The 25,959-nt window shown below is 70.2% G+C and carries 27 protein-coding genes, 1 tRNA gene and 1 pseudogene; 21 read left to right on the top strand and 8 right to left on the bottom strand.

All coding sequences use genetic code 11. The features are described from left to right. The first annotated feature begins 31 nt into the window (after positions 1–31). Together WH85_RS03075 and WH85_RS03070 are read left to right on the top strand one after the other, a co-directional pair. Complete coding sequence (locus WH85_RS03075; protein ID WP_045740220.1) at positions 32–682, top strand: hypothetical protein; 651 nt, start codon at positions 32–34, stop codon at positions 680–682. Positions 683–817: 135 nt separating this feature from the next. Continuing rightward, a complete protein-coding gene (locus WH85_RS03070) occupies positions 818–1,753 on the top strand; it encodes an SDR family NAD(P)-dependent oxidoreductase (RefSeq protein WP_045740096.1) in 936 nt (311 codons plus the stop codon). A gap of 505 nt (positions 1,754–2,258) precedes the next feature. Here WH85_RS03070 and WH85_RS03065 read toward each other — a convergent pair. The 3 genes and pseudogenes from WH85_RS03065 to trxA form a co-directional block, all read right to left on the bottom strand. After that, positions 2,259–2,687 (bottom strand): CoA-binding protein, encoded by a 429-nt coding sequence (locus WH85_RS03065; protein ID WP_045740219.1) that lies wholly within the window; start codon positions 2,685–2,687, stop codon positions 2,259–2,261. Between the two features lie 1,273 nt (positions 2,688–3,960). Next, entirely contained in the window at positions 3,961–6,291 is a 2,331-nt protein-coding gene (locus tag WH85_RS03060) for an intein-containing Rv2578c family radical SAM protein (RefSeq protein ID WP_245673796.1), read from the bottom strand. A gap of 368 nt (positions 6,292–6,659) precedes the next feature. Beyond that, positions 6,660–7,007, bottom strand: a pseudogene (gene trxA / locus WH85_RS49895) (thioredoxin); the annotation flags it as partial. Between the two features lie 463 nt (positions 7,008–7,470). On the opposite strand from trxA, the gene WH85_RS03050 reads away from it, so the two are divergent. The 7 genes from WH85_RS03050 (at position 7,471) to WH85_RS03025 (ending at position 12,453) form a co-directional block, all read left to right on the top strand. Further along, entirely contained in the window at positions 7,471–8,115 is a 645-nt protein-coding gene (locus WH85_RS03050; protein WP_045740095.1) for a TrmH family RNA methyltransferase, read from the top strand. Positions 8,116–8,181: 66 nt separating this feature from the next. Next, positions 8,182–8,856: a DUF6758 family protein gene (locus WH85_RS03045; protein ID WP_342669767.1), complete on the top strand. Its 675-nt coding sequence runs from the start codon at positions 8,182–8,184 to the stop codon at positions 8,854–8,856. 131 nt (positions 8,857–8,987) lie between these two features. Then, a complete protein-coding gene (locus tag WH85_RS51485) occupies positions 8,988–9,146 on the top strand; it encodes a hypothetical protein (protein ID WP_014447648.1) in 159 nt (52 codons plus the stop codon). 9 nt (positions 9,147–9,155) lie between these two features. Further along, positions 9,156–9,992, top strand: coding sequence for a PH domain-containing protein (locus tag WH85_RS03040; protein ID WP_045740093.1), 837 nt, complete (start codon positions 9,156–9,158; stop codon positions 9,990–9,992). Between the two features lies 1 nt (position 9,993). Next, complete coding sequence (locus WH85_RS03035) at positions 9,994–10,851, top strand: PHP domain-containing protein (RefSeq protein WP_211275270.1); 858 nt, start codon at positions 9,994–9,996, stop codon at positions 10,849–10,851. Between the two features lie 51 nt (positions 10,852–10,902). Beyond that, positions 10,903–11,520 carry a MarC family protein gene (locus tag WH85_RS03030; protein ID WP_045740091.1) on the top strand — a complete coding sequence of 206 codons (618 nt, stop codon included), beginning with the start codon at positions 10,903–10,905 and terminating at the stop codon, positions 11,518–11,520. 96 nt (positions 11,521–11,616) lie between these two features. Beyond that, the gene (locus WH85_RS03025) at positions 11,617–12,453 is read left to right on the top strand and encodes a RecB family exonuclease (protein WP_083448759.1); all 837 of its coding nucleotides are present in this window, start codon (positions 11,617–11,619) and stop codon (positions 12,451–12,453) included. A 55-nt stretch (positions 12,454–12,508) separates the two neighbouring features. Here WH85_RS03025 and WH85_RS03020 read toward each other — a convergent pair whose 3' ends face one another. Continuing rightward, a complete protein-coding gene (locus WH85_RS03020) occupies positions 12,509–12,943 on the bottom strand; it encodes a Fur family transcriptional regulator (protein ID WP_045740089.1) in 435 nt (144 codons plus the stop codon). A 209-nt stretch (positions 12,944–13,152) separates the two neighbouring features. Between WH85_RS03020 and WH85_RS03015 the strand changes: the two genes are divergently transcribed. After that, complete coding sequence (locus WH85_RS03015) at positions 13,153–13,602, top strand: hypothetical protein (RefSeq protein WP_245673795.1); 450 nt, start codon at positions 13,153–13,155, stop codon at positions 13,600–13,602. A gap of 156 nt (positions 13,603–13,758) precedes the next feature. Here the strand turns inward: WH85_RS03015 and WH85_RS03010 are convergent, their stop codons facing one another. Beyond that, complete coding sequence (locus tag WH85_RS03010; RefSeq protein WP_045740216.1) at positions 13,759–14,091, bottom strand: hypothetical protein; 333 nt, start codon at positions 14,089–14,091, stop codon at positions 13,759–13,761. A 64-nt stretch (positions 14,092–14,155) separates the two neighbouring features. On the opposite strand from WH85_RS03010, the gene WH85_RS03005 reads away from it, so the two are divergent. Continuing rightward, a complete protein-coding gene (locus tag WH85_RS03005; RefSeq protein ID WP_045740087.1) occupies positions 14,156–14,335 on the top strand; it encodes a hypothetical protein in 180 nt (59 codons plus the stop codon). Between the two features lie 70 nt (positions 14,336–14,405). Here WH85_RS03005 and WH85_RS49890 read toward each other — a convergent pair whose 3' ends face one another. Next, complete coding sequence (locus WH85_RS49890; RefSeq protein ID WP_157410710.1) at positions 14,406–14,630, bottom strand: hypothetical protein; 225 nt, start codon at positions 14,628–14,630, stop codon at positions 14,406–14,408. A 953-nt stretch (positions 14,631–15,583) separates the two neighbouring features. On the opposite strand from WH85_RS49890, the gene WH85_RS52710 reads away from it, so the two are divergent. Then, positions 15,584–15,772, top strand: coding sequence for a hypothetical protein (locus tag WH85_RS52710; protein WP_045740086.1), 189 nt, complete (start codon positions 15,584–15,586; stop codon positions 15,770–15,772). Between the two features lie 262 nt (positions 15,773–16,034). Here WH85_RS52710 and WH85_RS49885 read toward each other — a convergent pair whose 3' ends face one another. Then, on the bottom strand, positions 16,035–16,997 hold the full coding sequence (locus WH85_RS49885) for a 5-formyltetrahydrofolate cyclo-ligase (RefSeq protein WP_157410709.1): 963 nt from the start codon (positions 16,995–16,997) through the stop codon (positions 16,035–16,037). Between the two features lie 39 nt (positions 16,998–17,036). On the opposite strand from WH85_RS49885, the gene WH85_RS02985 reads away from it, so the two are divergent. The 8 genes from WH85_RS02985 (at position 17,037) to WH85_RS02950 (ending at position 23,968) form a co-directional block, all read left to right on the top strand. After that, positions 17,037–19,094 carry a diguanylate cyclase gene (locus tag WH85_RS02985; RefSeq protein ID WP_083448749.1) on the top strand — a complete coding sequence of 686 codons (2,058 nt, stop codon included), beginning with the start codon at positions 17,037–17,039 and terminating at the stop codon, positions 19,092–19,094. A gap of 48 nt (positions 19,095–19,142) precedes the next feature. After that, on the top strand, positions 19,143–20,039 hold the full coding sequence (locus WH85_RS02980) for a UTP--glucose-1-phosphate uridylyltransferase (protein WP_045740084.1): 897 nt from the start codon (positions 19,143–19,145) through the stop codon (positions 20,037–20,039). Beyond that, positions 20,036–21,343, top strand: coding sequence for a molybdopterin molybdotransferase MoeA (locus tag WH85_RS02975; protein ID WP_045740083.1), 1,308 nt, complete (start codon positions 20,036–20,038; stop codon positions 21,341–21,343). Before WH85_RS02980 ends, WH85_RS02975 begins: the two co-directional genes overlap by 4 nt. Further along, positions 21,344–21,979, top strand: a complete 636-nt coding sequence (locus WH85_RS02970; protein ID WP_045740082.1) for a GNAT family N-acetyltransferase — start codon at positions 21,344–21,346, stop codon at positions 21,977–21,979. It abuts the gene before it with no gap. 126 nt (positions 21,980–22,105) lie between these two features. Next, positions 22,106–22,858 (top strand): divisome protein SepX/GlpR, encoded by a 753-nt coding sequence (gene sepX / locus WH85_RS02965; protein WP_083448748.1) that lies wholly within the window; start codon positions 22,106–22,108, stop codon positions 22,856–22,858. Between the two features lie 185 nt (positions 22,859–23,043). After that, a tRNA-Ala gene (locus tag WH85_RS02960) sits at positions 23,044–23,117 on the top strand. Positions 23,118–23,366: 249 nt separating this feature from the next. Then, the gene (locus WH85_RS02955) at positions 23,367–23,636 is read left to right on the top strand and encodes a toxin HicA (RefSeq protein ID WP_245673794.1); all 270 of its coding nucleotides are present in this window, start codon (positions 23,367–23,369) and stop codon (positions 23,634–23,636) included. Further along, a complete protein-coding gene (locus tag WH85_RS02950; protein ID WP_045740080.1) occupies positions 23,633–23,968 on the top strand; it encodes a type II toxin-antitoxin system HicB family antitoxin in 336 nt (111 codons plus the stop codon). Before WH85_RS02955 ends, WH85_RS02950 begins: the two co-directional genes overlap by 4 nt. Positions 23,969–24,022: 54 nt before the next feature. Here the strand turns inward: WH85_RS02950 and WH85_RS02945 are convergent, their stop codons facing one another. Further along, positions 24,023–24,538: a DUF2199 domain-containing protein gene (locus WH85_RS02945; protein WP_045740079.1), complete on the bottom strand. Its 516-nt coding sequence runs from the start codon at positions 24,536–24,538 to the stop codon at positions 24,023–24,025. Between the two features lie 160 nt (positions 24,539–24,698). Here WH85_RS02945 and WH85_RS02940 point away from each other — a divergent pair, with 160 nt between their 5' ends. Then, the gene (locus WH85_RS02940) at positions 24,699–25,946 is read left to right on the top strand and encodes a GAF domain-containing sensor histidine kinase (protein WP_045740078.1); all 1,248 of its coding nucleotides are present in this window, start codon (positions 24,699–24,701) and stop codon (positions 25,944–25,946) included. Positions 25,947–25,959 lie beyond the last annotated feature (13 nt).

The following is a 25,959-nucleotide window of genomic DNA, read 5'->3' as shown; positions in this document are numbered from 1 at the left end:
TTGGACGGCTCTCGCTCGGAGGGGAATGGCGATGCACCGCGATCAGGCGGCCCGGATGCTGGCCGCCGTGACACTGACGCTGAGCGCGACCGGATGCACCGGGATCGGCAGCGCAGGCCAGCCCGACCAGGGCGGACCGCTCGGCGGATGGCGAACCGCCGGCTGCGAATTCCGGCGCGCGCCGCAGTACACCGTCGTCGGCGGCATCCGGCTGCCGACCACCCCGGCACGGCTCGGCGCCACCGTCGACCGGATCGACAAAGGCGGACGCGAGCGGTTCGGCGCCAGCTTCGCGGGCGTCGAGGTCGACGAGATGCGAGTACGGGCGATCCTGTACCGGGTTCCGTCGGCAGGCTTCGACGACTTCGTCCGGACCAACGCCGAAGACTCGTGCATCGTGGTCCGGGACGCGGCCCACGGCGTCGGCGAACTGGGCCACTGGAACGACCGGGTGGTCGCCGACCTGGCGTACTGGTCCGACCGCGGCGTACGGATAGTCACCGTGGGCAGCCGCAACGACGGCGCCGGAGTGGAGATCGGCACCCACGACCTCGCCCGGGCCCGCCGCGAACTCCCCGCCCGGTACGGCCGGTCCGCGCCCCTGGTCTTCGTCGCCGAGAATCCCGACGGACATGCCACCCCGGCCGGGGACCGCGCGGCAATCCCCGGAACCGGTGGCTGACGACGAGAATGAGAGTGAGAGAAAACCGGCGTCCTCCCCATGGTTGACGGAGGGCTCCTCCGTCGCCGGTAACGTCGGGTACGCCACAGTGAAGTGATGTTTGCCCCGGCTTCCGGGAGAAGGCAGGATCGCCGCATGGTCTTCGACGCCCGTTCGGCCGGGGGCAGTCCGTCCCGCCGTGACGCCACCCGCCCGGCCGACGGCCGGCCACCCCGATCCGGCGCGCCCGGCTCGGAGCAGGACCGACCCGCCGACATCGACGTCCCGGTCAACGCCGAAGGCCAGGTCGAAGAGGTCGGCGAAGCCCCGGTCACCCTCCGGCTGGACGGCAAGGTCGCCCTGGTCACCGGCGCCGGCAGCCCCGACGGCATCGGCTACGCGACCGCCCGGCGCCTGCGCGACCTGGGCGCCCGCGTCGCCATCGTCTCGACCACCCGGCGCATCCACGAGCGCGCCGCCGAACTCAACGTGACCGGATTCGTCGCCGACCTCACCGACGAATCCGAGGTGGGCGCCCTCGCCGACGCCATCGCCGACCAGCTCGGCGACGTCGAAGTCCTGGTCAACAACGCCGGCCTGGCGAGCCGGGCCAGCCCTGAGGTGCTCCGCCCGGTCGCCCAGCTCACCCTGGACGAGTGGAAGGCCGAGATCGACCGCAATCTGAGCACCGCGTTCCTGTGCAGCCGGGCCTTCGTCAGCGGCATGTCGGAACGGGGCTGGGGTCGCATCGTCAACCTGGCCGCCACGGCGGGCCCGGTCAATGCGCTGCCGACCGAAGCGGCGTACGCGGCGGCGAAAGCCGGAGTGGTCGGCCTGACCAGGGCGCTGGCGATGGAACTGGTGGCCGACGGGGTGAACGTGAACTGCGTGGCCCCCGGCACGATCTACACCGCGGCGTCCACGGTCACCGAGATCAAGCAGGGCCTCGGCACGCCGATCGGTCGGCCCGGCACCCCCGACGAGGTGGCGGCGGCGGTGGCGTTCCTGTGCTCGCCGGCTGCCTCGTACATCACCGGCCAGATGCTGGTGGTGGACGGCGGCAACAGCGTCCGCGAGGCCCAGTTCCGCTGATCCTCCGCCGGCCGGCCGCGACACCGCGTCCGTCGACGCTCGCATACGCGCTGGTCGTGGCTCGCATACGCGCTGGTCGAGTGGCCCACAGCGTCGCGTCCCGTTGCGTCCGTTGCGTCCGTCGCTTCGGTGTGTTCGTCGTGTTCGTTGCGTTGGTCGCGGCGGTCCAGGTGACTTCGGATGCCGAGCGAACCCGAAGTCACCACGCCATCGAAGGGGAAGTGGTGGCGTGGTGACTTCGGGCCTCAGGCGGGCCGACGTGCGCCTGAGCCGCCCGTGCAGGATGGCCTTCGATCGCGGACCGACACGACCGGGCATCCGCGACCCGAGGGCAACTCGTCCGAACGACGCTGGTCGGTCGAGCTGCCCGAGTCCGGTGTCCCACCGAGATCGCCTCGGCCGTGTTCCACTCTTCGGTGCCGGTGCCGGTGCCGGTGCCGGTGCGTGCGGTCTGTCGGCCCGTTCCGGTCAACCACGACGTACAGGCCAACCGACCCTGGTCCGGTCAGCCGACCCGGTCGGGGCCGCCGCTGAGTTTGCTGAGCCGGCCCACGGCGCGTTCGACCGCGAGGCAGCGGTCCTCGACATAGTCCATGCCGGCCTCCTCAGCGATCCGTCGTGCCTCGGCCGAGACGATGCCACTCTGCAGCCACACCGCCGGAGCCTTGATCGCGGCAGCCTGGCGAACGATCTCCACCGCATCATGCGCGGGCCGGAACACGTCGACCAGATCCACCGGCTCATCGATGTCAGCAAGCGTCGGCACGGTCTTCACGCCGAACACCTCATCCACGAACGGGTTGACCGGAATGATCTGCCACCCGTGCTGCAGCATCTGCAAAGGCACCGTGTGCGATGGCTTGTAGGGATCTCGAGAAGCCCCCACCACCGCGATGACCTTCGCCCCCGCCAGGATCTGCTGCGCGCTCCGCATGGCCACACTGTATCCGCGAATCCCCGATGCAACTTGCTTGATCATTTCGACCCCGAACCCGAGCGTCTTCGGCAGTCCCGGCCCGACACGATCCGGCCCGACACGATCCGGCCCGACACGATCCGGCCCGACACGATCCGGCCCGACACGATCCGGCCCGACACGATCCGGCCCGGCTCGGCCTGACCCGGCTCGGCCTGACCTGACGCGGCCTGACCTGACCCGTCGGACCCGCCCGGACCCGATGCGGCCCGGGCCCGGAACGTATCGCCGGGGTCTACCCGATGTCCGAGCCGGAGTCGGACTCTCCGACCCGGCCCGGAACGTGCCGTCGCGGCCTACCCGGAGTTGGCGCTACTCCGTCGATCAATGAAGACCCGACCCGTGGATCTCGATTCCGTGGATGTCGATCTCATGAGTCGGCCCTGCAGTCACCGCTGGCCACAAGCGGCCGGAAGACGGTAGAGCCGTGCGAAAGCCGCGGTGACGCGGCCGGATGAAAATTGATGAACGAATCAGCGAGTGGGCAGGACAGGTTGGGTGGCTTACCCGGCCCGTCGCCTACCGTGAAAATGTTCATGGTGATCGCTCCCCCGTGAGCGGCCCTCATAACAAGGTGGCCTGTTTGACCTGGTCGAACTGGCAGCGGTGGCGGGCTCTCCAGCCCGCTCCCTCACTCCTCAAGCTGTTTTCGATCAGGCGTTCCGATTCCTAACAAAGCACTCCAGTTCTGAACAAAAAGCTGACTCTTTCGCAAACGGTCTGGCCTTTCGTCGAGGAGGGCGGGTAGTTCTCCACCGCAGCCGCAGCCGCAGCCGCAGCCGCAGCCGCAGCCGCAGCCGCAGCCGCAGCCGCAGCCGCAGCCGCAGCCGCAGCCGCAGCCGCAGCCGGGCATGGCGGGACCGGCCGATGTGCGCCGACGGCGCTACGACCACTTGGTGACAACAGAGAAGATCTAGTTACGGCGACGACGCTTCAGTGACGGCGATGATTCAGTGACAGCGGACAAGGTTTAGTTACGGCGAAGAAAGTGCGGTGTCCGCTGGCGGCGGCACGACCGTCCGTCGATGACGGCACTTGCCCGCTCGCCGCCCAGGGATGGCGCGAGCGTATGGCTGGCCGTTTCACGTTTCAGCTGGTGTGGCCTCACCTGCTGGCATCGAGCATGGCCGTCACCCACTTGCCGCCGCCACCTGTTTTCGATCCCGTTGGTCCGGGTCTGCCGCAGCACGAGGGCTCCCGCAACCCCACCGAGCGACCACCCGCGGAAGCCTCACAGCAGGGTGAGCTGATCGGGATGCTCCGCCTGATGGCGTTGACCGGCCGGCCGAAGCTCAGCAGCTCGACGCAGCCGAGACTCGCTGGAGCTGGAGCTGGAGCTGGAGCTGGAGCCGGAGCCGGAGCCGGAGCCAAGGCCGGTACCGGGGTCGTGGTTGGACGCAGTGGCAGGGCCAAGGTCAGGATCGGAGGCGGAACCGGGGCCGGCAGCGGGAACGGAACCGCCGGCGTCGGCGCGGCCAGGAACGGCGGCGGAGCTGGGCTTGGCCGCCGACGTGCTGGCTGCTGACGTGCTGGCCGCCGACCCGCTGGCCGCCGACGTGCTGGCTGCTGACGTGCTGGCCGCCGACCCGCTGACTGGGGTGGACTCCGCGGCGAAGCTGAAACCGAAAGCCACGTCCGCAGCCTCCTCGCGGGCGGCCACCCGACGAGCGGCCGCCGCGTCCGGCCGGTGGAGGCCGTGGCGGCGGGCGGCCATGCGTACCCGAGCGTTGATCTCGTCCTGCCGGGTGCGGGGGAGGTAGGAGCCGTTGCCGAAGAGTTCGCGGTAGCGGGGGCGCAGGTGCGGGTGTTCGCGGGCCAGCCAGGACGCATACCACTCGCGGGCGCCGGGACGCAGGTGCAGGGGGAGTGGCGTCACGCTGGTGGCGCCGGCGGCTGCGATGGCGGCGACGGTGGCGTCGATGGACTCGTCGGTGTCGGTCAGGCCGGGGAGGATCGGGGCCATCAGGACGCTGACCGGGAAGCCGGCGTCGGTCAGGCGGCGAACCGCGTCGAGGCGGCGGCGAGGGCTGGGGGTGCCGGGTTCGACGGAGCGCCAGGTCGCCTCGTCGAGGAAGCCGACGGAGAACGACAGGGCGACCCGGGTGACCTCGGCGGCCTGACGGAGCAGGTCGAGGTCGCGCAGGATCAGCGTGCCCTTGGTGAGGATCGAGAACGGGTTGGCGTGGTCGCGCAGGGCGGCCAGGATCTCCGGCATCAGGCGGTAGCGACCCTCGGCCCGCTGGTAGACGTCGACGTTGGTGCCCATCGCGATCGGGGCGCCGGTCCAGCGGGGCGCGGCGAGCTCGCGGCGGATCAGATCGCCGGCGTTGACCTTGACGATGACGCGGGTGTCGAAGTCGTGGCCGGCGTCGAGGTCGAGGTAGGTGTGAGTGTTGCGGGCGAAGCAGTTGTGGCTGACCACGCCGTCGGCGATGAAGTCGCCGGTGCCGGTGGAGATGTCGAACAGCGGGAGGGTGAGGCCGAGGTCCTCGATGTCGGCCACGGCGAGCCGGCGGTCGGTGCGCACGCCGACGCCGGAGGCGTCCAGACGGGCCTGTGCGGCGCCGGTGAGGTGGCGGAAGCGCAACGCCGCCTCCAGGTGCCTCTCGGTCTCCACACGACCGGCTGACGGCTCCTGAACGGGACCGTGCCGGTGGCCGGGACGGGCACGGACCGGGCTGCGGGCGATCAGGCCCAGCCGGGTCAGGGACTCGGTGACGCGGGCCAGGTAGAACCGGTCGCCGCTCTCGAAGACGACGGCGAGCCGGTCGGTGCGGCCGACGGCACCGAACGCACCGGCGAGGAACCCCCGGTGCCAGTCGGTCGTCGGTGCGCCGGGCCAGCGCAGCGCCTCGGTGAGCGAGATGTCGCCGAGGTAGCCGTCGGCGCGGATCCACGCGTCGCCCTCGTGGCTCGAGCCGTCGCTCGCGGCGTCGCCCCGGACCAGGCCGCAGAGGAATCCGGCCTGGTAGTCGGGGGACTCCTTGGGCGGCTCGGCGAAGCGGCCGACGCCGAACATCAGGTCGCCGACGGCGAGGGCGGGCCGGCCTGTCTCGGTGGGGCTGACGTGCCGCCAGCCGCGGTCGGTGAGGAAGCGGTGGTCGCCGCTGGCGACGAGGCGGGTGCCGTCGGCCAGGGTCACCCGGAAGGCCGGTTTGCTGGTGGACCAGTGGTCGAGCACGGTGGTCGGGACGTAGCGCCGGTGCGGGCCGGCGCCCATCGTGCCCATCACCGCGTCGCCCGGCCGCAGCTGCGCGAGCGGTCGGGTGGATCCGTCGGCGAGCAGGATCGGGGTGTCGCCGGCCAGGCAGTAGGTGCAGGCGTGGGAGCAGCCGCGGTAGGGATTGACGGTCCACTCGAACGGCACGCGGGAGGCGCCGGGAACGCGGTTGATCAAAGACTTGGCGCGGACCTCGTAGAACGTCATGCCCGCGAAATCCGGCGTGTCGAAGGTGCGGACGGTCGCCCCGGGCAGCGCCAGCGGCAGGGGTGGTGCCGCCGGCGCCGCCCCCGCCGGGAGCGAGCCGTCACCGGAGGAAACCGACAGGTGGGACCAGCGCATGACAGTCATTCGAACACATGTTCGAGTCTGCTGTCCATGCGGATCCCCGAGTCGTGGAGCCGCAGAATCAGAAGATCCCTCGGCGGGTACGAAAGAGGCCCGCGAACCGGAGAATCCGGTCCACGGGCCTCCCGTGATCGTCGGGGTCAGCCGGCCACGGTGGCCGGTTCCTCCCGCGCCTCGGCCGGAGCCTTGCTCTCGGCGGCCGGAGCCTTGGCCGGGGCGTCCGCCGGGGTTCCGGCGGCCGGGCTCTCGGCCTCGGTGGCCGCAGCCTCGGCTGCCGGAGCCTTGGTCGCCGGGGCCTTGGCTGCCGGGGCCTTGGCGTCCGCGGGAGCCTTGGCCGGAGCCGCGGCGCCCTTCTGCCGGGCCGCCGCGTGCGCGCGCACCTCGTCCATGTCGAGCTCCTGAACCTTCTCGATCAGGCTCTCGAGCGACGACTCGGGGATCGCGCCCGGCTGGGCGTAGACCACGACACCGTCGCGGACGGCCATGATCGTCGGGATGGAGCGGATGGCGAACTTGGCCGCCAGCTCCGCCTCGGCCTCGGTGTCGACCTTCCCGAAGGTGATCTCCGGGTGCTTCTCCGAGGAGCGTTCGTAGGTGGGTGCGAAGCGGACGCAGGGCCCGCACCAGCTGGCCCAGAAGTCGACCAGGACGATGCCGTCCTTGCCGGTGACCTCGTCGAAGTTCGCTGTGGTCAGCGCAACCGTCGCCATGATGCCTCCGTCTGCGGGAATCGCTTTCGTCCAGTGGAACCCCCGTCACCCACTCTGCATTCCCGCTCCGGCCGCGCCCAAGCGTGTCCTGGAGCACCTCGTGCGGGGAGGTCGGGGGCGACCCATGGTAACTGAAAGTAGGCATGCGGTGTCTGATTGCTGACACCCTGGGGCCGCGTGTTCGGTCCGCCATTGTGGGATGTAGGCGATTTGTCCAGCCTATGTGTGCGCTGTGGGAGCGAGCCCATCTCAGGCGACTTCACGTAAACTAAGTTTACAGTGACCTGCGTCACACCTGAAAGTCCTTCACATGGATACGGACGGTGAGGCAAACTCTTTCCCAACAGAGCGTGGGCGGCGGGTGCCGGGGAGGGCCCCGCCGCTCATTGCGTCTCCCCTTCGTCAGGGTCGACTCACGACCGCCGCTGATCACTCGCGGGCCGGATGAGTAGCCTATCGCCCCATGACCACGGGCGAGGACCAGATCACCGACAGCGTTGCCGAGGTCGGCGTGGGCCCGTGGGCCGGTGAACTCCCGGTCGGTGACCACTGGGATCCCGACCTGCTCGAGCAGGGTGACCGCCGCAACGTGGTGGACCGCTACCGGTACTGGCGGCGCGAGGCGGTGGTCGCGGATCTCGACTCCCGGCGGCACGGCTTCCACGTGGCGATCGAGAACTGGCAGCACGACTTCAACATCGGCACCGTGGTCCGCAACGCCAACGCCTTCCTCGCCGCGGAGGTGCACATCGTGGGCCGGCGGCGCTGGAACCGGCGGGGCGCGATGGTCACCGATCGCTACCAGCACGTGCGGCACCACGCCACGATCGAGGAGTTCGTGGACTGGGCGCGGGGCGCGGATCTGGAGATCATCGGCATCGACAACCTGCCCGGATCGCGGCCGATGGAGACCACCACGCTGCCCGAGCGCTGCGTGCTGCTCTTCGGGCAGGAGGGCCCCGGGCTCTCGGATCCCGCGCGTACGGCCTGCTCGCAGCTCTTCTCGATCGCCCAGTACGGCTCCACGAGGTCGATCAATGCCGGGGTCGCCAGCGGCATCGCCATGCATGCATGGATCAGGGCACACGCGGGTCCCCCGCCCGGCTGATCAGTAAAGGTCCGGGTTCTGCCGATTCGCTTGACGGCGGCTCGCCCGACCCGCACGGTATGGGGTGTGGTTGTCCCGGTGAGTTGCCCCAGATGTGCTGCTCAGGTTCGCAAGCCGGACCTGATGCACAGCGCCTGGCGATGCGACGACTGCGGTGACGTGCCGCCGTTCCACGTCGCCGATCACATCAGTGCGGAGATCATCGGAACGGTCCTGCGGGAGACCTCGTCGAGTGCGGCGCGGATGCCCGTCTGGTGCCTGTGGCCGTTGCCGCCGGGCTGGATGGTCACCGGCATCGGCTGGTCCGGCGACGACCGTTTCGGGGTGAGCGCCACGGCGGTCGCGTGCAGTGGCCCGGAGCCGTTCGGCGGTGGTCCCGCGGATCTCGTTCTGATCGCCGAGCAGCCCGGTGTCGGGCTGGGTACGCGCTTCGCCGGCATCTCGGGGATCGATCCCGGACATCTGATCACCGAGGCGCTCAGTGCCGAGAGTGCTCACTCGGGTCCACATGCCAAGATCAAGGCTGCTGGGCATCCCACTCCACTGTGGTGCGTCAAGTCCCCTGAGGACCGCAGCGCGTACGTGAGTGAGGCCAAAGGAATGTGGCTCTATGCGGTAGCGTGGCCGGCAAGCGCGGGCTACCTTCTCGCGGAACACGTCGTCCTGCACGACCTGTCCGAGGGAGTGCCGCCCGAGCTGGTGTTCGGAGCTCCGTCGCCATATCTGCACGGTCGTGTCTGACCCTTCCGGGGGTGACCTGCCGCTATGGACATCGGCTTTCTGGGCACTTTGTTCACACGAAGCGACGGAGCTGATACCGTCAGTACTGCCGCGGCGCTGAACGTCACCCGCACCGGAGGAGAAGGCCCGCCATGATCAAGAAGGTCCTCACCTGGCTTGGTATTGCATTCTTGATCTTCTTCATCGCCTTCAACCCGAGATCCGCCGCGGCGGTCTTCGAGTCTCTCGGAGGCACGATCGCCGACATCGCGCGCGGCTTCGGCACTTTCTTCACCGACCTCGTCGCATAGCATCACCACATGGATCCTGGTGAGCCGCGCCAACCGAGAGGCGAGGGCGCCCGGCGCCCTCGGGACGACGATGACTTCGGTTATCAAGACCCGGCATTCAACAACGATCCTCAGTACGCGACCGGTCGCGCTGACCCTTACGGGACAGATCCCTACGCGGACGAGGCCGCCTACGCCGCTCGCGGTCGCAGGCGCACGGCCGAGGATCTCTACGATGAGCCGGAAGAGTACGAGCCGCCCAGCTTCACCGAGGAGGAGCTGGAAGGCCTCGACCGCGGTGGCGGCCCCCGGCGGTTCCTCCCCCTGGAGGACGAACCGACCACACTGGTCGCCCGCTACCTCTTCCCCACCGAGCGCTACCGCGGTGAGTGGAAACGGCACTGGATCCATCTGACCGGCCCGCTCGGCATCGCCGCCGGTGCCACCCTGGTCCTCGGCTATCTCGCCGGGTTCCTGACCCGGCAGAACGTCGACGGTCTGGTCACCGTCGCGGTGCTGATCTGGCTCGGCGTGATCAGCTGGGTCGCGTGGAAGGTCTTCGACTGGTATTTCGACCGGTTCATCCTGACCAACAAGCGAGTGATGGTCGTCAACGGCATCGTCACGCGCAAGGTGGCCATGATGCCGCTCGGCCGGGTCACCGACATGAAGTACACCCAGTCCGCGCTCGGCCGCATGCTCAGCTACGGCACGTTCGTGCTGGAGTCTGCCGGTCAGGACCAGGCTCTGCGCGAGGTCAAGCACCTGCCCAACCCCAACGAGCTCTACCTCCGCGTCGTCGAGGAGATGTATGAGCCGCAGGCGGTCGAGGCACGACTCGGTAAGGAAGACGACGACGACGCCTGACCTGTCGGCCCGGATCGACCTGCACTGTCACTCGACGGCCAGCGACGGCACGCTGACCCCTGCCCAGTTGGTGCGGGCAGGGGCCGCGGCCGGTCTCACCGTGATGGCGATCACCGACCACGACACCACCGGCGGCTGGGCCGAGGCCGAAGCGGCACGGCCGACCGGGTTGACGCTGGTGCGCGGTGCCGAGCTGTCCTGCATCTGGCACGGCGCACCGGGATGGCCGATCGCCCTGCACCTGCTGGCCTACCTCTTCGACCCGGCCGAGCCGGTGCTGGCCGGGAAACTCGCACGACTGCGCGAGAACCGGGCCCGCCGCGGCGAACGGATCGTCGACAATCTCCGGGCCGACGGCGTGCCGATCTCGTGGGACGAGGTGGCGGGGTACGCGGCCGGCGGATCCGTCGGACGGCCGCACATCGCGCAGGCGCTGATCAGGGCGGGACTGGTCGCCACCACCGCGGAGGCGTTCGCGTCCGAGTGGTTGGGGGCCCGTTATCTCGTACCCAAGGAAGATCTTGATGTGTTCGATGCTCTTCGCGGGATCCGGGCGGCGGGCGGCGTCGCCGTGTTCGCCCACCCCCGGGCGAGCAAACGGGGCCGGGTGGTGTCCGACGAGTTGATCGAGGCACTGGCCGACGAGGGACTCTTCGGCCTGGAAGCCGACCACGAGGACCATTCACCCGCGGAACGCGCCCAGATCCGGGCCCTGGCGGAACGGCTCGGCCTGGCCGTCACCGGATCTTCCGACTTTCACGGTACGCACAAGACCGTCGCGTTGGGGGCCTTCCTCACCGCCCCCGAGACGTTCGAGAAGCTCGTGTCGGCGGCGACCGGAGTGCCCGTCCTGGGGTGACGATCGCCGCACCGGCCTGCGTCCAGGAGAACCTGGCCCTACCTTGATCGGGTGAATGTCAAGCTGTTCGGCGAGTTCTTTGTGACGCTGTTGGTGATCGTCGATCCGCCCGGCATGGTCCCCGTCTTCCTGGCCCTCACCGGAAACCTGCCGGCGAAGGCCCGCAACAAGGCCGGTACCCAGGCCGTCCTGCTGGCCCTCGGTGTGATCGTCGGGTTCGCGGTCGCCGGCCAAACCCTCCTCGACTACCTGCACGTCCAGCTCCCGGCCCTGCAGGCAGCCGGCGGTCTGCTGCTGGTCCTGGTCGCGTTGCAGCTGCTCACCGGCAAGACCGACGAGCCCGTCGACCAGATCGGCACCAGCAACGTCGCCCTGGTCCCGATCGGCACCCCGCTGCTCGCCGGGCCCGGCGCGATCGTCGCGACCATGCTGTACGTGCAGCGCGCCCAGAGCATCGACGAATACCTGGTCCTGGCGGCCGGGATCGTCGCCGTGATGGCCACCGTCTGGCTGGTCCTGCGGTTCTCCGGCGTGATCGTGCGACTGCTGCGCCCGGCCGGCATCGAGGTGCTCACCCGGATCGCCGGCCTGCTCCTCGCCGCCATCGCGGTGCAGCTCATGGCGGATGCCATCTTCGCTTTCGTCGAGTTGTACGCGCCCCGCTTCTGAGGTCTTGTCGGGGGGTGCTGGCAGGATTGTCGTGTGCCCCCCAACCGTTCCACCGCCAACCGCCGGGCCATCCCCGAGCAGCTGGGTTTCGCCGGCATGCCGGAGCGGCTCTTCGTCTGCACGCCGAGCAAGCTCGGCGCCTACACGGACTGCCCGCGGCGCTATCGATATTCCTACATCGATCGGCCCGCCCCACCCAAGGGCCCACCGTGGGCGCACAACTCGCTCGGCGCGAGTGTCCACACCACCCTGAAGAACTGGTATGCGCTGCCCACCGAGCGCCGCGGCACGGAGGTGCTGCCCGGGCTGCTCAAATCCACGTGGGTACGCGAGGGATACCGCGACGTCGAGCAGGAGCGGGTGGCGTACCGCAAAGCGTTGGACTGGCTGGAGACGTATGTGGCGGGCCTCGACCCGTCGGACGAGCCGCTCGGCGTCGAACGGGTGGTGGCGACGAAGACGTCGATCCTGGCGCTGAACGGGCGGGCCGACCGGATCGACGGGCGGACCGGTCCGGAGGGGCCGGAGGCGGTCATCGTCGACTACAAGACCGGGCGGGCCGGGCTGAGTGACGACGACGCCCGTGGATCGATGGCGCTCGCCCTCTATGCGTATGCCGCGTCCCGGGTCTTCCGGCGTCCCTGCCGTCGCGTCGAACTGCACCACCTGCCGACCGGGACGGTCGCCGCGCACGAGCACACCGACGAGTCGCTGGCCCGTCAGCTGCGCCGGGCGGAGGAGACGGCCACCGACATCATGGCGGCGGAGAAGGCGGTGGCGGCGGGCGCGGATCCGGACGACGAGTTCCCCACCAATCCGGGCACTCTCTGCGGCTGGTGCGATTTCCGCAAGGTGTGTCCGGCGGGGGCGGACGCCGTGGCCAAGGATCCGTGGGCGTCGGTGGAGAGGCTGACCGAGCCCGGGGTGTCCTGACCGGGCTCGGCTTCGGCGACGGTTGTTGTCGCGTCTGTGCTCGGGCGCGGGGCGGTCAGCCCGCGCTCTCCTCGTCGCGGCGGGTGCGGCAGACCGGGCACAGACCCCAGAAGGTCACCTCGGCCTCGTCGACCTCGAAACCGTGCGCGCTGCCCGGCGTCAGGCAGGGTGCTTCGCCGACGGCGCAGTCCACGTCGGCGATCCTGCCGCAGCCTCGGCAGACGATGTGGTGGTGGTTGTCGCCGACCCGGGCCTCGTAACGGGCCGGGGAGCCGGCGGGTTCGATCCGGCGGGCCAGTCCGGCCCGGGAGAACGCGCCGAGCACGTCGTAGATCGCCTGAGTGGAGACGGAGTCGAGGCGGGCCCGCACCTGCCGGGTGATGTCGTCGACCTCCAGGTGCCCGCCGGCGGTGAGGATCTCCAGCACCGCGAGGCGTGGGCGGGTGACCCGCAGACCGTGCTTGCGGAGCAGCTCTTCACCGGTGGACATCGGTCCATGACAACACGTTGTGGCCGATTCACCAATACGGGTCGTCGTCACACCGGCGACCGTCGTGTGGGGCGGTCGGACGCGCCCGCCTTCGCGACAGCCCGGTAACGGATGGGCGCCAAGGATGTTTGCCTCGTCAGACAACTCATAAGCTTGCGCTCACCCTGATCGAGGAGGAAATGGTGTTGGACCAGGTCAACGGTTTACCGGTGCACATTCTCGTGCTCCACGCGGCAGTGATCTTCGTGCCGCTGCTGGGTCTCGGCGCCGTGCTGTACGCGTTCGTCGGCCCCTGGCGGCCGAAGACCGGCTGGGCGGTGGGGCTGCTGGCGATAGCCGCCCCGGTGTCCGCGCTGATCACGATGCGTTCCGGCACCGCGTTCTACGAGCGGCTGATCGCCGAGGAACGGGTCTCGCCCGCGGGCAAGGTGATCCTCGACGAGCACATGAGTTACGGCCAGACCACGTTCCTGCTGTCCCTCGCGCTCGGCGTGCTCAGCCTGATCCTGGTCGTGCTGACCACCCGCAAGCCGGGAGCACTGCCCAAGGTGGCGGACCTGGCGTTCGGCGTGGTGCTGCTGGTTCTTGCGGGGTTCTCCGCGTACTACATCTTCCTCACCGGAGACTCCGGCGCGACGGCGGTGTGGGGCTCCTACTGATCGGTCCAGGCTCCTGCTGATCGGTTCGGTCCGGGGAAGGACCCGGCGCGGCCCGCGCGGCATCGGCCCGCGCCGAACGGCGTGATCAGAGCAGAGCAGAGCGGCCTGAGCAGAGCAGAGCGGCCTGAGCAGAGCGGCCTGAGCAGAGCGGGCTGATCAGAACAGGACGCGCGCGCAGAGCAGGCACATCAGGACGACGGCGACCGCACCCGTGACCAGCCCGACCCCGAAGGTCACGGTGCGCGCCGAGCCCTCGGCCTCGTCGAGGGCGTCGATGTCCTGCGACGGCATCGGGCGTGGCGGCGGCGGATGAGCGATCGTTGCCGGCCGCCACGCCGGGGTCGGATTGTCGGTCCGTGGCGGACCCGCGTAGCCGGCGGGCTCCGGCGTGGTCGGCTCGACCGGCTCCGGGCGGCCTAGCGAGGCGGCGTCCGGAGAGGGCCGCTGCCAGAACGAGTCGTCGGCCGGTTCGCTGGTGGGGGAACTCACGTTCACCGACGGTACAGCCGGAGGGGGATGATGGCCGCCGGGCCGTCCGCTTACCCTCGTAGTCGTGGACATCCTGGACGAGCCGGATCGCGACAACGACGGCGAACGCGAAGTCGACTTCGATTCCGATGAGGCTCCGGTGCTCCCCGAGCAGACTCGTGACGACACCGAGCGGGGCTGGGGCGAGCGCGACTACTCCAATGACGACCGGTTGCTCGACGACCGTCCGCCGCACTGGGGCTGAACCCGCGACGCTCGACCGCTCGATCACGGTGCGCTCCGCCGGGCCCCGATCAGGGGGTGCCGGATATCCCTCATGCGCTGGGTTTGATCAGGACGGCGAAACCTCGGCCCGGCGACGAGAGCGCCTTGCGGGCACGCTCGGGATCGAGGGCCAGCAGGAGGCCGCCGAGCACCGGATCGTCCGCTCCGGTGACGTCCAGGACCAGGACGGACTCGGCGATCGGCGTGTTCGCGCCGCCGTCGGTGTCGGACAGGCGGAGCAGATCGACGCGGTGGCCGGGGCGTACGACACTCAAGGCGGTCGGGTCGGCCAGGCGGATCGGAACGCCGACGTGGCCCTCGGGGATGACCGGCGCGGGATCCGGCCTCGTGCCCGTGGCTTCGGAGCCTGTCAGGCCGGCGCCGGAACCGGTCGAGTCGTCCCCGGAGCCGGTCGACGTACCCCCTGCGCCGTTTGAGGCAGCCGAGGTGCCCTCGGAATCGGTCGGGGCGTTCCCCGAATCGGTCGAGATGGCCCCGGCTTCGGTCGAAGTGCCATCGGCGTTGTCGGAGCCGGTCAAGGAGGTCCTGGAGCCCGTTGAGGTGCCTTCAGGGCCGATGCCGCCGGAGGCTGCCGGGGACGGGGCGTCCGGGGCTGTAGACGCACACGTGGCGGGCTGGGACCAGGCGACGGCGGCTGCGGTGCTCAACAGGACGGCAGCGGCGCCGAAACGCAGCAGAGAACCTCGGCTCGGAGCGCGCCAGCGAACCGGGTCCAGCCGTTCGTCGGAGCCCTTGGCGGAACGGGGCATGGCGACCACCTCCTGCACGGCCGGTACCGCGCCGGACAGCGCGGGGACGGGCTCAGACGCTAGGAGAAGCCGCGGCGCCGGCGCTCCGGCCCTGTGGACAGCCACGCAATGTGGATAACCGCCGGCCGGGCTCGCGGAGTGGTGGGATGGACGGGCACGGCAGCGCGAGCGCCGGTCCGTGAAGCGGTGGGATGGACGGGCACGACAGCGCGAGCGCCGGTCCGTGAAGTGGACCGGCGCTCTGGCTGAAGCATGAAACTCAAGGTCTGAACCTCAGAACAGAACTCGGAACCCCGGGCTCGAAGCGGAACTCAGAGCCCGGGCTCAGAGAGCGGAACCCTGGAGCCTCGGCTCGGGGCGTGGCACTCAGAGGGGCAGGTTCAGAGCGCGAGGCTCAGAGCGCGAGGCTCAGAGCGCGAGGCTCAGGACGCGAGGCTCAGGACGCCGCGGCCGCGCTTGTGCTGCTCGACGAAGGAGACGACGAGGGCGAGGAGGACGACGAAGAGGTCGAGGACGACGACGTCGAAGTCGACGAGGACGAGCTCGAGGACGAATCGTCGGCCTTCTTGGGGGTCGAGGACTCCGAGGTCGATCCGCTGGACGGCTTCTCGGCGCTGACGCTGCCCGCGCGGGAGTCGTTGCGGTAGAAACCCGAACCCTTGAAGACGATGCCGACCGAGTTGAAGACCTTGCGGAGCTTGCCCTGGCAGTTCGGGCACTCGGTCAGAGCCGGGTCGGAGAACGACTGCACGGCTTCGAGCTGCTCACCACACTCGGTGCAGGCGTACTGATAGGTAGGCACGGCTCCTCCGGATCATTCGGCTGCTGGCACTCGCCAAGTCCGAGTGCCAATGTTGCGCCATCGGAGGTCAATTCGTCCACTCGGACGCGGGGTTGAGGCAGAACCGGTCACGGAGCGGGGCGTTCAGCGAAGCCCCGAGTGGGCGTGATCACACCGTGGACCGGGCGGTCGTGCGGTTCGGCGGGGACCTCGTCGACATCCTCGCCGTCGTGCAGGAGCGCCACGACGAGCGGGGTTCGGTGTGCCCGGACGGATCGCGGACTCCAGGACGGTTGGCCGGGCTGCGAGGCCCACAACGGGCGGTCGCAATGCGGCCCGGGCGGTGTCGGGTGCGGCCCGTGCGGTGTCGGGTGCGGTTCAGGTGGTGTCGGGTGCGGCTCGGGTGCGGTGGAGTGCGGCTCGAGCGCGGTGGAGAGCGGCTCGGATGACTCGGATGGCCCGGGTGGGGTAGCCAGGCGGGCCAGGACCCGGTCGTAGGAGCCGCCGCCGCGGCCCATCCGGATTCCGTTGCGGCCTACTGCGAGGGCGGGGAGCAGGACCAGATCTGCCGAGCGGATGGCGTCCGGGCCCAGGCGAGGGCCTGTGGGCTCGAGGAGTCCTCGCGGGCCGGCCGCCAATCCGGGATTCCGCGTCGATGCGAGACCTTCCACCGGCCCGAGGCCTTCCAGCGCCGGCTCGGGGCCTTCCGCCACCTGCCCGGGGCCTTCCGCCTGCCCGGGACCCTCTGGCGGCTCGGGGCCGTCCGGTCGGGCGCGGGGTGCGGTGAACTCCGCCCAGTCGAGGTCGTTGTCCGGGAGCAGCACGGGCAGGAGCAGGCGGCCGCCCGGCGGGAGAGCCCGCGCCAGCACGGTGGGGAGGTCGGGGCCGCCCGGTTCGGCGCCGAGGGGGACGTAGGCGGCGATCGTGGACGGGGCTTCGGCGCGTACGAGGGAAAGGATGTGGTTCCGCAGTGCCGCAGTGGCGTGCGCCCGGTCTGTGAGGGAGAGTGCACGACGGGCCGTGAGCAGGCGAGCGCGGAGCGTGATCTTGTTTTGTGGTGATTTTTCCGCGTCATCGGTCAAATGCGACATGCAACACCCCCTTTCGAAAAGCGGCAAACGGTGCACACTATGTCAGCATCGCTCCAAAGAGGGCCACTCCCGGGAGGATGTGTGACACTACGTGGCCGGCTCACCAGTGCGTTTTTGGTGGTCGTGCTAGGTCCGGTCCTGCTCGGATCCATCTTCGTCGCCCTCACCGTCGGCGCTGTGAGCCGGGAACGAACGGACGAGCGGCTCGACCACGCCGCGAGCACCGTCGGCGCCGCGCTGAGTTCAGTGTGCCGTCAGTTGCAGGCCGCAGCCGACGCCGTCGCGGTGGTTCCGCCCGGCGACCGTACGGCGGTCAAGGAGCAGTTGATCGTGCGCGGGCTCGCTACGGCCATTCAGGTGTCCGCTCCTGATCAGACGCTGAGCGCCCCGTCGGACAGTGTGGCCCGGGCCGCCGCGGTGCCGGAGAACGCGTACGAGGCGGGTTGGCAGGACTGTGCGGCACCGGAGACGGCGCCCGGCGCGGAGGTCACGGCGCTTTCCGCGGCCGCGTACACCGATGATGTCACCGTTGTGGCCGCCCAGCGTGTGGATCCCGCCCTGCTGGACCGGCTGGGTGAGGTCAGTGGGGTCAGCGTCGCCCTGGGCGCCGGCGTCGTGCCGCCGGAGGGCTCGGCCGGCCGGGGGCTCGCCGCCGAGCCGGGCCGCCCGCTGCCGCTCACGCTGACCGTACCGACCGGGGAACCGACCCTGAAGTACGCCGTCCTGCCCCTGATCGTGCTGGTCACCGCTGCTCTCGCGGTGCTCGCCGCCCGCTGGCTGGCGCATTCCACCACCCGGCCGCTCGGTGATCTGGCGTGGGCGGCCGACCGGGTGGCCAACGGCGACCTGGACACCCGCGTGCCGATCCCGCGGCCGGACGAGCTGGGCCGGCTCGCCGGGACGTTCAACCGGATGACCCGGGAGCTGCAGTCCTACGTGCAGGCGCTGACCGCCAGCCGGGACCAGTTGCGCCGGCATCTGGCGATCCTCGGCGACACCCTGTCCAGCACCCACGACCTGGACCGCATCCTGCCGGTGATCCTGCGGACCGCGATGACCGCGACCGGCGCCCGCGCCGGACTGATCCTGCTGGCCGATCCGGGGGACGGGCGGCTGGCCGCGCGCTGCGGTGCCGGGCTGACCGGCGAGTGGGACGTGGGCGGCACCGAACTGACCCAGCGCCGCCTGGTGCCGGGCCGGGGTGTGCTGGGGACCGTCGCGGCCACCGGGGCGCCGATGCGTGGACCGGGCGGCCCGGCCGGGGACGAACCGGCCTGTGAGTCGTATCTCGCCGTGCCGATCTGCGCGCCGCCCAGCTCCGACCCGCTGCTCGCCGAGATCGAGCCGGAACCGGGCGTGCTGGGGGTGCTGGCGCTCTACGACCGGCTGGGCGGACCGGACTTCGACGACGCCGACATGCGGACGCTGCGCACCTTCGCGGGGCAGGCGGGCGTCGCGGTCAACAACGTCCGGGTGCACGAGGAGGCCCAGCGGCTGTCGTTGACCGACCCGTTGACCGGTCTGTGGAACTACCGCTATCTGCGCGAGGTGCTGCGCCGCGAGGTGGAGCGGGCGAACCGGTTCGGGCGGATGCTGACCGTGCTGGTGCTGGACCTGGACCACTTCAAGGAGGTGAACGACACCTACGGCCACGCGGCCGGTGACCTGGTGCTGGGCGAGTTCGCGCGGCGGATCCGGGTCGGTCTGCGGGAGGTCGACGTGGCGTTCCGCCAGGGTGGCGAGGAGTTCGTGGTGCTGTTGCCGGAGACCGACGCGTACGGCGGGGTGATCGTGGCCGAGCGTCTGGGCGCGGCGGTCCGGGACTGGCCGGTGCCGGTCGATCCGCGCCGTCCCGATCTGGACGACCGGATCTCGATCACCGTCTCGATCGGCGTCGCGGTCTTCCCCGAGCACGGCAGCACCGCCCAGGAGGTCCTGGAGGTCGCCGACGAGGCGCTGTACGCGGCGAAGAACTCCGGCCGCGACACCTATCGTCTGGCGGAACGGGTTTCCCCAGGTGTGCCGGAGGGGCAATTCGATCCGGCCACGACCACGTCCGGTGGGCCACAGCCTCCGCGGCAGGCCCGCGGCCGATAGTCTCGGCGACATGTCCGGGCACGATCGGAGCAAAGGTGCGGTGACTGAATGACGACGAACAAGCGTGCGGTCAAGGCGGTGATCCCGGCTGCCGGCCTCGCGACGCGGTTCCTGCCGGCCACCAAGGCCGTGCCCAAGGAGCTGCTGCCGGTCGTCGACCGGCCGGTGCTGCAGTACATCGTCGAGGAGGCGGCCGCGGCCGGCATCACCGACGTCCTGCTGGTCACCGGTCGCGGCAAGACCTCGATGGTCGACCACTTCGACCGCCGCCCCGACGTGGAGCAGCGGCTGGAGGAGAAGGGCGACAAGGAGCGCCTGGCGGCGGTACGCCGGACCAGTGAACTGGCCGACATCTACACCGTGCGGCAGGGCGAGCCGCTCGGTCTCGGTCACGCGGTCGGCACGGCGGCCTCACATGTGGGGCCCGACAACCCGTTCGCGGTCCTCCTGGGTGATGAATTCGTGGAGGAGGACAAGCCGCTCCTCCCCGACATGCTGGATCTCCAGGCGGAGACCGGTGGCATCGTCCTGGCCCTGATGGAGGTGGCGCCGTCGGAGACCTCACGCTACGGCATCGCATCCATCGAAAAAACCGACAAGACGGATATCGTGAAGATTACCGGACTTGTTGAGAAGCCCAAGCCGGAGGACTCGCCGTCCAACCTGGCGGTCCTGGGGCGCTACGTCCTGCCGGGGAAGATCTTCGCGACGATCGACGACACCAAGCCCGGCGCCGGCGGCGAGATCCAGCTGACCGACGCCATGGCGACGCTCCTCGACGAGGGCGTCCCGGTGCACGGCATCGTCTACCGCGGCCACCGGTACGACACCGGCATGCCGCTGGGATACCTGCAGGCCGTCGTCCAGCTCGCGGTCCAGCGCCCCGACCTGGGGAGTGAGTTCCGTGCCTGGCTCACCGACTTCGTCGGTGGCCAGAAGGGATGACCGCCACGGCCGACCCCGAGGCGGCCGCCAACGAGCTGAAGCCTCTCGCCGAATACCTGGGCAGCGTGCTGCGCAGGTTGCGAGCGCTGCCTCCGCTCGACCTCGACCTCACCCAGGCGCACGGGAACGTGCTGGCGGCCGACGTGATCGCGCCGCACCCGTTCCCGGCGTTCGACCAGGCCGCGATCGACGGGTACGCGGCCCGATGGGAAGACCTGGCGGGGGCCGGGCGCATCGGGTCGCATCCCTCGTTCGGCCAGTTCGACAGCGGCCGCTCGGTGCGGCTCAACGTGGTCGGCGACCTGGGCGCCGCCAGCTGGCGCCCGGTACGCCTCACCCCCGGCACCTGCTTCTCGGTGGCAGCCGGGGCGCCCCTGCCGCTCGGCGCGGACGTGGTCGTCCCGGTGCACTGGACCGACCAGGGCATGGCCGCCGTGGAGATTCTGCACGCCCCGAAACGGGGTTCCGGTGTCCGCCGGGCCGGCGAGGAACTCGCCGTCGGCCAGGTGCTCGCCGGCCCCGGGACCTACGTCTCCCCGCCGATGGTCGCCACCTTCGCCGCGGCCGGCATCGGGCACGTGCTGGTCCGGCCCAGTCCCCGGGTGGTCGTGGTGGCCACCGGCGACGAACTCGTCGACGTGGGCCGGCCCAGCCAGCCCGGCCAGGTCGTCGACGCCAACTCGCACGCGCTGACCGCCGCCGCGGTGGAGGCGGGCGCGATGGCGTACCGGATCGGCATCTGCGACGACGATCCGGAGGGCCTGCGCGGCCTGCTCGAGGACCAGACCCTGCGCGCCGACCTGATCATCACGACCGGAGGCAGCGGCACCGGACCGGGTGACATGCTGCGCCGGGTGCTGTCCCGTCCCGGATCGGGCCGCGGATCGGTGGAGTTCACCGACGTGGCGATCTCCCCGGGCACCTGTTTCGGTTTCGGCACGGCCGGCGGCGAGGAGGTGCCGGTGGTCTGCCTGCCCGGTGAGCCCGGCGCCGCCCTGATCGGGTTCGAGGTGCTGGCCCGCCCGGTGATCCAGCTCCTGGCGGGGGCCGAACCGGTGTTCCGTCCCGGCGTCAAGGCGCACCTGCTGGAGACCGTCTCGTCACCCGGCGGGCTGCGCGAGTTCCGCCCGGCGCACGTCGCGGAACGGCGAGGCGGTGGTTACACTGTGCAGCCACTCGCCGGTGGGCCATACACTCTGTCCGGTTTGGCCGAAGCCAACGGTCTGCTGGTCCTCGGTGAACGGGTGACCACGGCAGCCGCCGGCTCGACCGTGGACGTGTTGCTCCTCGACCGGAGGCGATGAATGCTCGGGGCCACCCCCGGATGGCCCGCCGTCCTGGCGGATGGGCCGGTGCTGCTGAGGCCTTACCGACGTGGTGACGCCCGGGCCTGGTCCGAGGTGCGGATCGCCAACCAGGCGTGGCTGGCGCCCTGGGAGTCGTCGCCGCCCGGCCCGTGGGCGGAGATGAATTCGGCACGCGCGTTCGGCTACGTCTATCGGGACATGAAGCGGGCGGCGAACCGCGGCGACAGCATGCCGTTCGCGGTCTGCCTGCTCGACGGGGAACGGGAACGCCTGGTCGGGCACGTCAATCTGGGCAACATCGTGCGGCGGGCGTTCGCGTCGGCGTACGCGGGCTACTGGGTGGATCATCGGGTGGCCGGGCGGGGCGTGATCCCGACCGCGCTGGCGCTCGCGGTGGACCACGCGTTCGGTCCGGGCGGCCTGCACCGGATCGAGGTCAACATCCGGCCGGAGAACGGTCCGAGCCGCCGGGTGGTGGAGAAACTGGGATTCCGCGAGGAGGCCTACCACCAGCGTTACATGCACATCGACGGCGGCTGGCGCGATCATCTCGGCTATGCGATGACCAGTGAGGAGATCGCCGCCGAGGGCGGTCTGCTGTCCCGGTGGCGCCGGATCCGCACGTCTAAATGATCTTGATCGCGGGACCGTTGTCGGCGCGGCGCACGAAATTCCGCAGCTACCGCCCGTAACCTCGCAGGAGTTTGGAACTTCCGGCCCGCGACGCACGCCGCCGGGCTGCCGTGACTGACGGGAGGAGTGAGGGTGCCGACCTCGGTGCTCCTCGCCGTCCTCGCCGCTGCCGGGTTGCTCGCCCTCGCCCCGGCGCTGGTGCGCCGGTACGACGCCACCGAGCGACTGGCCGCGGAGCGGGCGTCGTCGACGGCGCGGGTGCTGCAGCGCCGACGCCGTCGCCGAACCGTGCCCGGACGACGACCGATCAACCCCGGTCGGCAGGTCACGGTTACGGTACCCGCCCCATCGAGTGATCCCGGACCCCCGCAGAGGCGTCTGCGCCTGGTCACCGGCAAACGGTCGGGGCGTCGCGTACCCGCCCGGCGCGGCACCCCCGCAGTCGTCCGCCGCCGCCGCGTCTTCGCCGCCCTGGTCCTGCTCAACGCCATCGAACTGATCGGCGTCCTCGCCGTCGGCCCCGGCTTCTGGATCAGCTTCGCAGTCACCGGCAGCCTCCTCGCGCTCTACCTCGTCCACCTGCGCAACCGCGCCGTCGCCGACCGTCGTCGCCGCCGCATCCAGGCCCGCGAGGCCGCCTGGCTGGCCGCCCGCCAGGCCGAGGTACGCCGGGAACAGGCCCGTCGTGCGGCGGCCCGTCGTGAGGCCCAGCGCCGTCTGGCCACCCAGCGGGAAGCGGTCCGGCGCGCGGCGATGGGCCTGGACCGGGAACCCTCCGACCTTCCGGTCGCCGCCAACGGCGGCTCGGTCTCCTACCGGCGACGCGGCGGACTGCGTGGTCGCCCTTACGAGGCCGGCGGCCGGCACCACACTGCCTGATCTTTCTCAGGGGTACGAGCAGGAACGTCACCGCCGAGATCCGGGTCGTCCCGGCCTGCCCCAGGTATGTCCGGCTCCCGTTCCCCTGGGCCGTCCGGCCCTGGGTGGGGGGTGATTCGCGGCGGCGAGGGCGGACCTGTTAGCCTTTCATCGGTCCCGAGGTGAGGCTCTCACCGCAGGACTGGGGGGCTGTGGCGCAGTCTGGTAGCGCACCTCGTTCGCATCGAGGGGGTCTGGGGTTCAAATCCCCACAGCTCCACGTAACGTCTGGGCGTCCTATGTTCGCGGAAAGCGCGAACGTAGGACGCTTCGTCATTTCTGCTCCGGGGGCCGAGCCCTTGGAGACCCCGCGGTGTCGTGGTCCCGCTGAGTGGTCATCTCGCGCTTCGCCGGTCGGATGGGCGCGCTTCGCGTCGGCTGTTGCGCTCTGCTTCGACGGTCTGTCGTGTTTGAGGGGTGCGAAGCGGATGAGTCTCGAGGACTGTTCGGCGAGAACATCTAGTATCACATGCGATACTATGTGATGGTGGTCAGCGTCGATAAGATTCTTGCTGAGATGCGGAGCAATCCGGCGAACAGCCCGTTCAGCGACCTGCGGAAGGTCTGCGAGAGCTTCTTCGGGGCGGCGCGGCCAGGCACTGGCGGTTCTCACCGAGTATTTCGGACGCCCTGGCCGGGTGATCCTCGGGTCAATATCCAGGATGATCACGGGAAGGCCAAGGCTTATCAGGTGAGGCAGGTTCTGGCCGCGATCAAGAAGTTGGAGGACATGCCGTGACCAACCCAGCAGAGCACTACAGCTACCGTGTCCGCTGGTCCGCTGAGGATGACGAGTATGTCGGCACCGTTGCTGAGCTGCCGTCGCTGTCGTGGCTCGCGCCCACCAGGCGTGAGGCGTTCGAGGGCATCCAGGACCTGGCCACCGAGGTGATCGCCGACATGCAGGCGAACGCCGAGACTGTTCCGGTGCCGATGGGGGAGCGTGTCTTCTCCGGCAAGTTCATGGTTCGCGTCCCGGCTGAGGTGCATCGGGCGCTGGCCATCGAGGCCGCGGAGCAGAACGTGTCGCTCAACCAGCTGGCGGCCACTCGTCTCGCCCACGCCTGCTGACCGGGCTGGGTGGCCACGGGACTGACGGTAGGCGTACCCCCGTGTGGGGTTGATCTAGAGGTCTTCCAGCCGGTGGAGGTGGAAGGCGGCGATCTCCTGGACGCGGGCCATCGTCAGGCCGGCGTGTTGCTCGAGGGAGAGCGGGTGGCCGGTGGGTTCGAGCTCGATGTAGGGGAGCTGGCCCACCGGACGGGTGTGGATGTTGGTCCGCAGGTTCAGCGTGGAGGGCTCGTAGCCGGCGATCTCGTTGGAGAGCCAGCCGAAGTACGGCGGCTCGGTCTCGCGGCCGGGCTGCTCCCAGACGTCCACCGCGCGGGTGAAGTTGTCCCTGCTCAGGGAGACCCACATGCTGTACGTGAAGACGTCGCCGGTCTCCCAGATGGGCAGTTCGATCAGACCGCGGACGTAGAAGTGCTCTCCGGAGACGACACAGAGATCGGCGTCCAGCAGGCAGGCGGGGTCGTCCGCCATCTCCGGGCGCCAGTAGTCCGGCGCCGGTGCGGCGAAGCTGAGCGGCGGTCCCTCGTGCAGGGCGCCGCAGGTGCCGCAGGAGAACTGGTCGGTGCTCATGGGCGGGAAGCATACGACCGCTCGCTCATCCGTTCCGCGTTGCGCCTGGTACGTCACACGGTGGCATGGACACGGCCCGCCCGGCCCACTGCTCGGGCAAAACATGAAAATGGCTACTTTTTGGTGGTATCTCTGGAGCAAGTCTCGGAGGTGACGCCCCATGAAAGCACCACTGCCCGACAACGAGATCGAGCGGCTGGCCGCGCTCTACTCGCTCGACATCCTCGACAGCCCGCCGGAGAAGGACTTCGACGACATCGTCGCACTGGCCGCCAGCGTGTGTGACGTGCCGATATCCATGGTCAGCCTGGTCGACGCCGACCGGCAGTGGGCCAAGGCCCGGACCGGCGCGGAGATCGCGGAGAGCCCCCGAAACGTGTCGTTCTGCGCCCACGCGATCCTCAGCCGGGACCTCCTGATGGTGCCGGACACACAGCAGGACGCCCGGTTCGCCGACAACCCGGCGGTGACCACGAGCGGCGGTCTGCGGTTCTACGCCGGCGCCCCACTGATGACCACCGACGGTTACGCGCTCGGCACGCTCTGCGTGCTGGACACCCGTCCCCGGACGCTCGACGTGGAACAGCAGCAGGCGCTGCGGGCACTGGCCCGGCAGGTGACCGCCCAGCTGGAGCTGCGCCGGTACGCGTTCGCCCTGGCCAACACCACGGCCCGGCTGCAGGAGCTGGAGCGCCGCAAGGACGACCTGGCGGGACTGGTCGGCGGGGAGCTCCGGGCCTCGCTGCGCTTGCTGACGGCGTACCTGGACCGGCTCGGCACCACCGGGGTCCACGACCGCGACCTGGCGGAACTGGTCGGGCGGGCCAGTGCGGCGCACGTGCGCGGGTTCCGCGAGCTGATCGACCACCTGACGACGATGGCCGACGCCGGGATGGGCGGGGACAGCCTGCACATGCGGCAGTGCGATCTGACCCGGGTCACCCAGCGGGCGGTCGAGGCGGTCCGGCCGATCGCGGCCAGCAAGCACATCTGGATCCTCAACCAGGCCGGCGGGCCGTCGCTGCCGATCATCGCGGATCCGGTACGCCTCGAGCAGGTACTCACCCACCTGTTGTTCGCGGCGGTGAAGTACACGCCGGAGGGCGGCCGGGTGCGGGTGGGTACCGAGATGGAGTCCGGGCCGACCGTCCGCCTCGACGACATGGACCTGCCGGACGGGATGCGGCCCGACCTGTTCCCGCACCTGTACTACGGGGCGATCGCGAACCCGGCCGACATTCCCGGGCCGGACCGGGGGCTGGCGGTCGCCAAGCGGATCCTGGACGCGCACCACGCCACGGTGGCCCTCTCCGACCGGCCGGGGGACGGGACGTCGCTGCACGTGGTGTTCCCGTACGCCGAGATGATCGATCCGGACACGCTGATCCGGGATCTCGCCCTGGCCTGAGCAGGGAGGGTCT

This window comes from Actinoplanes rectilineatus, from assembly GCF_000962825.1.
Taxonomy (GTDB): domain Bacteria; phylum Actinomycetota; class Actinomycetes; order Mycobacteriales; family Micromonosporaceae; genus Actinoplanes; species Actinoplanes rectilineatus.
The sequence above is the reverse complement of the archived record's forward strand: the minus strand, read 5'-3'. Positions and strand labels throughout refer to the sequence as shown.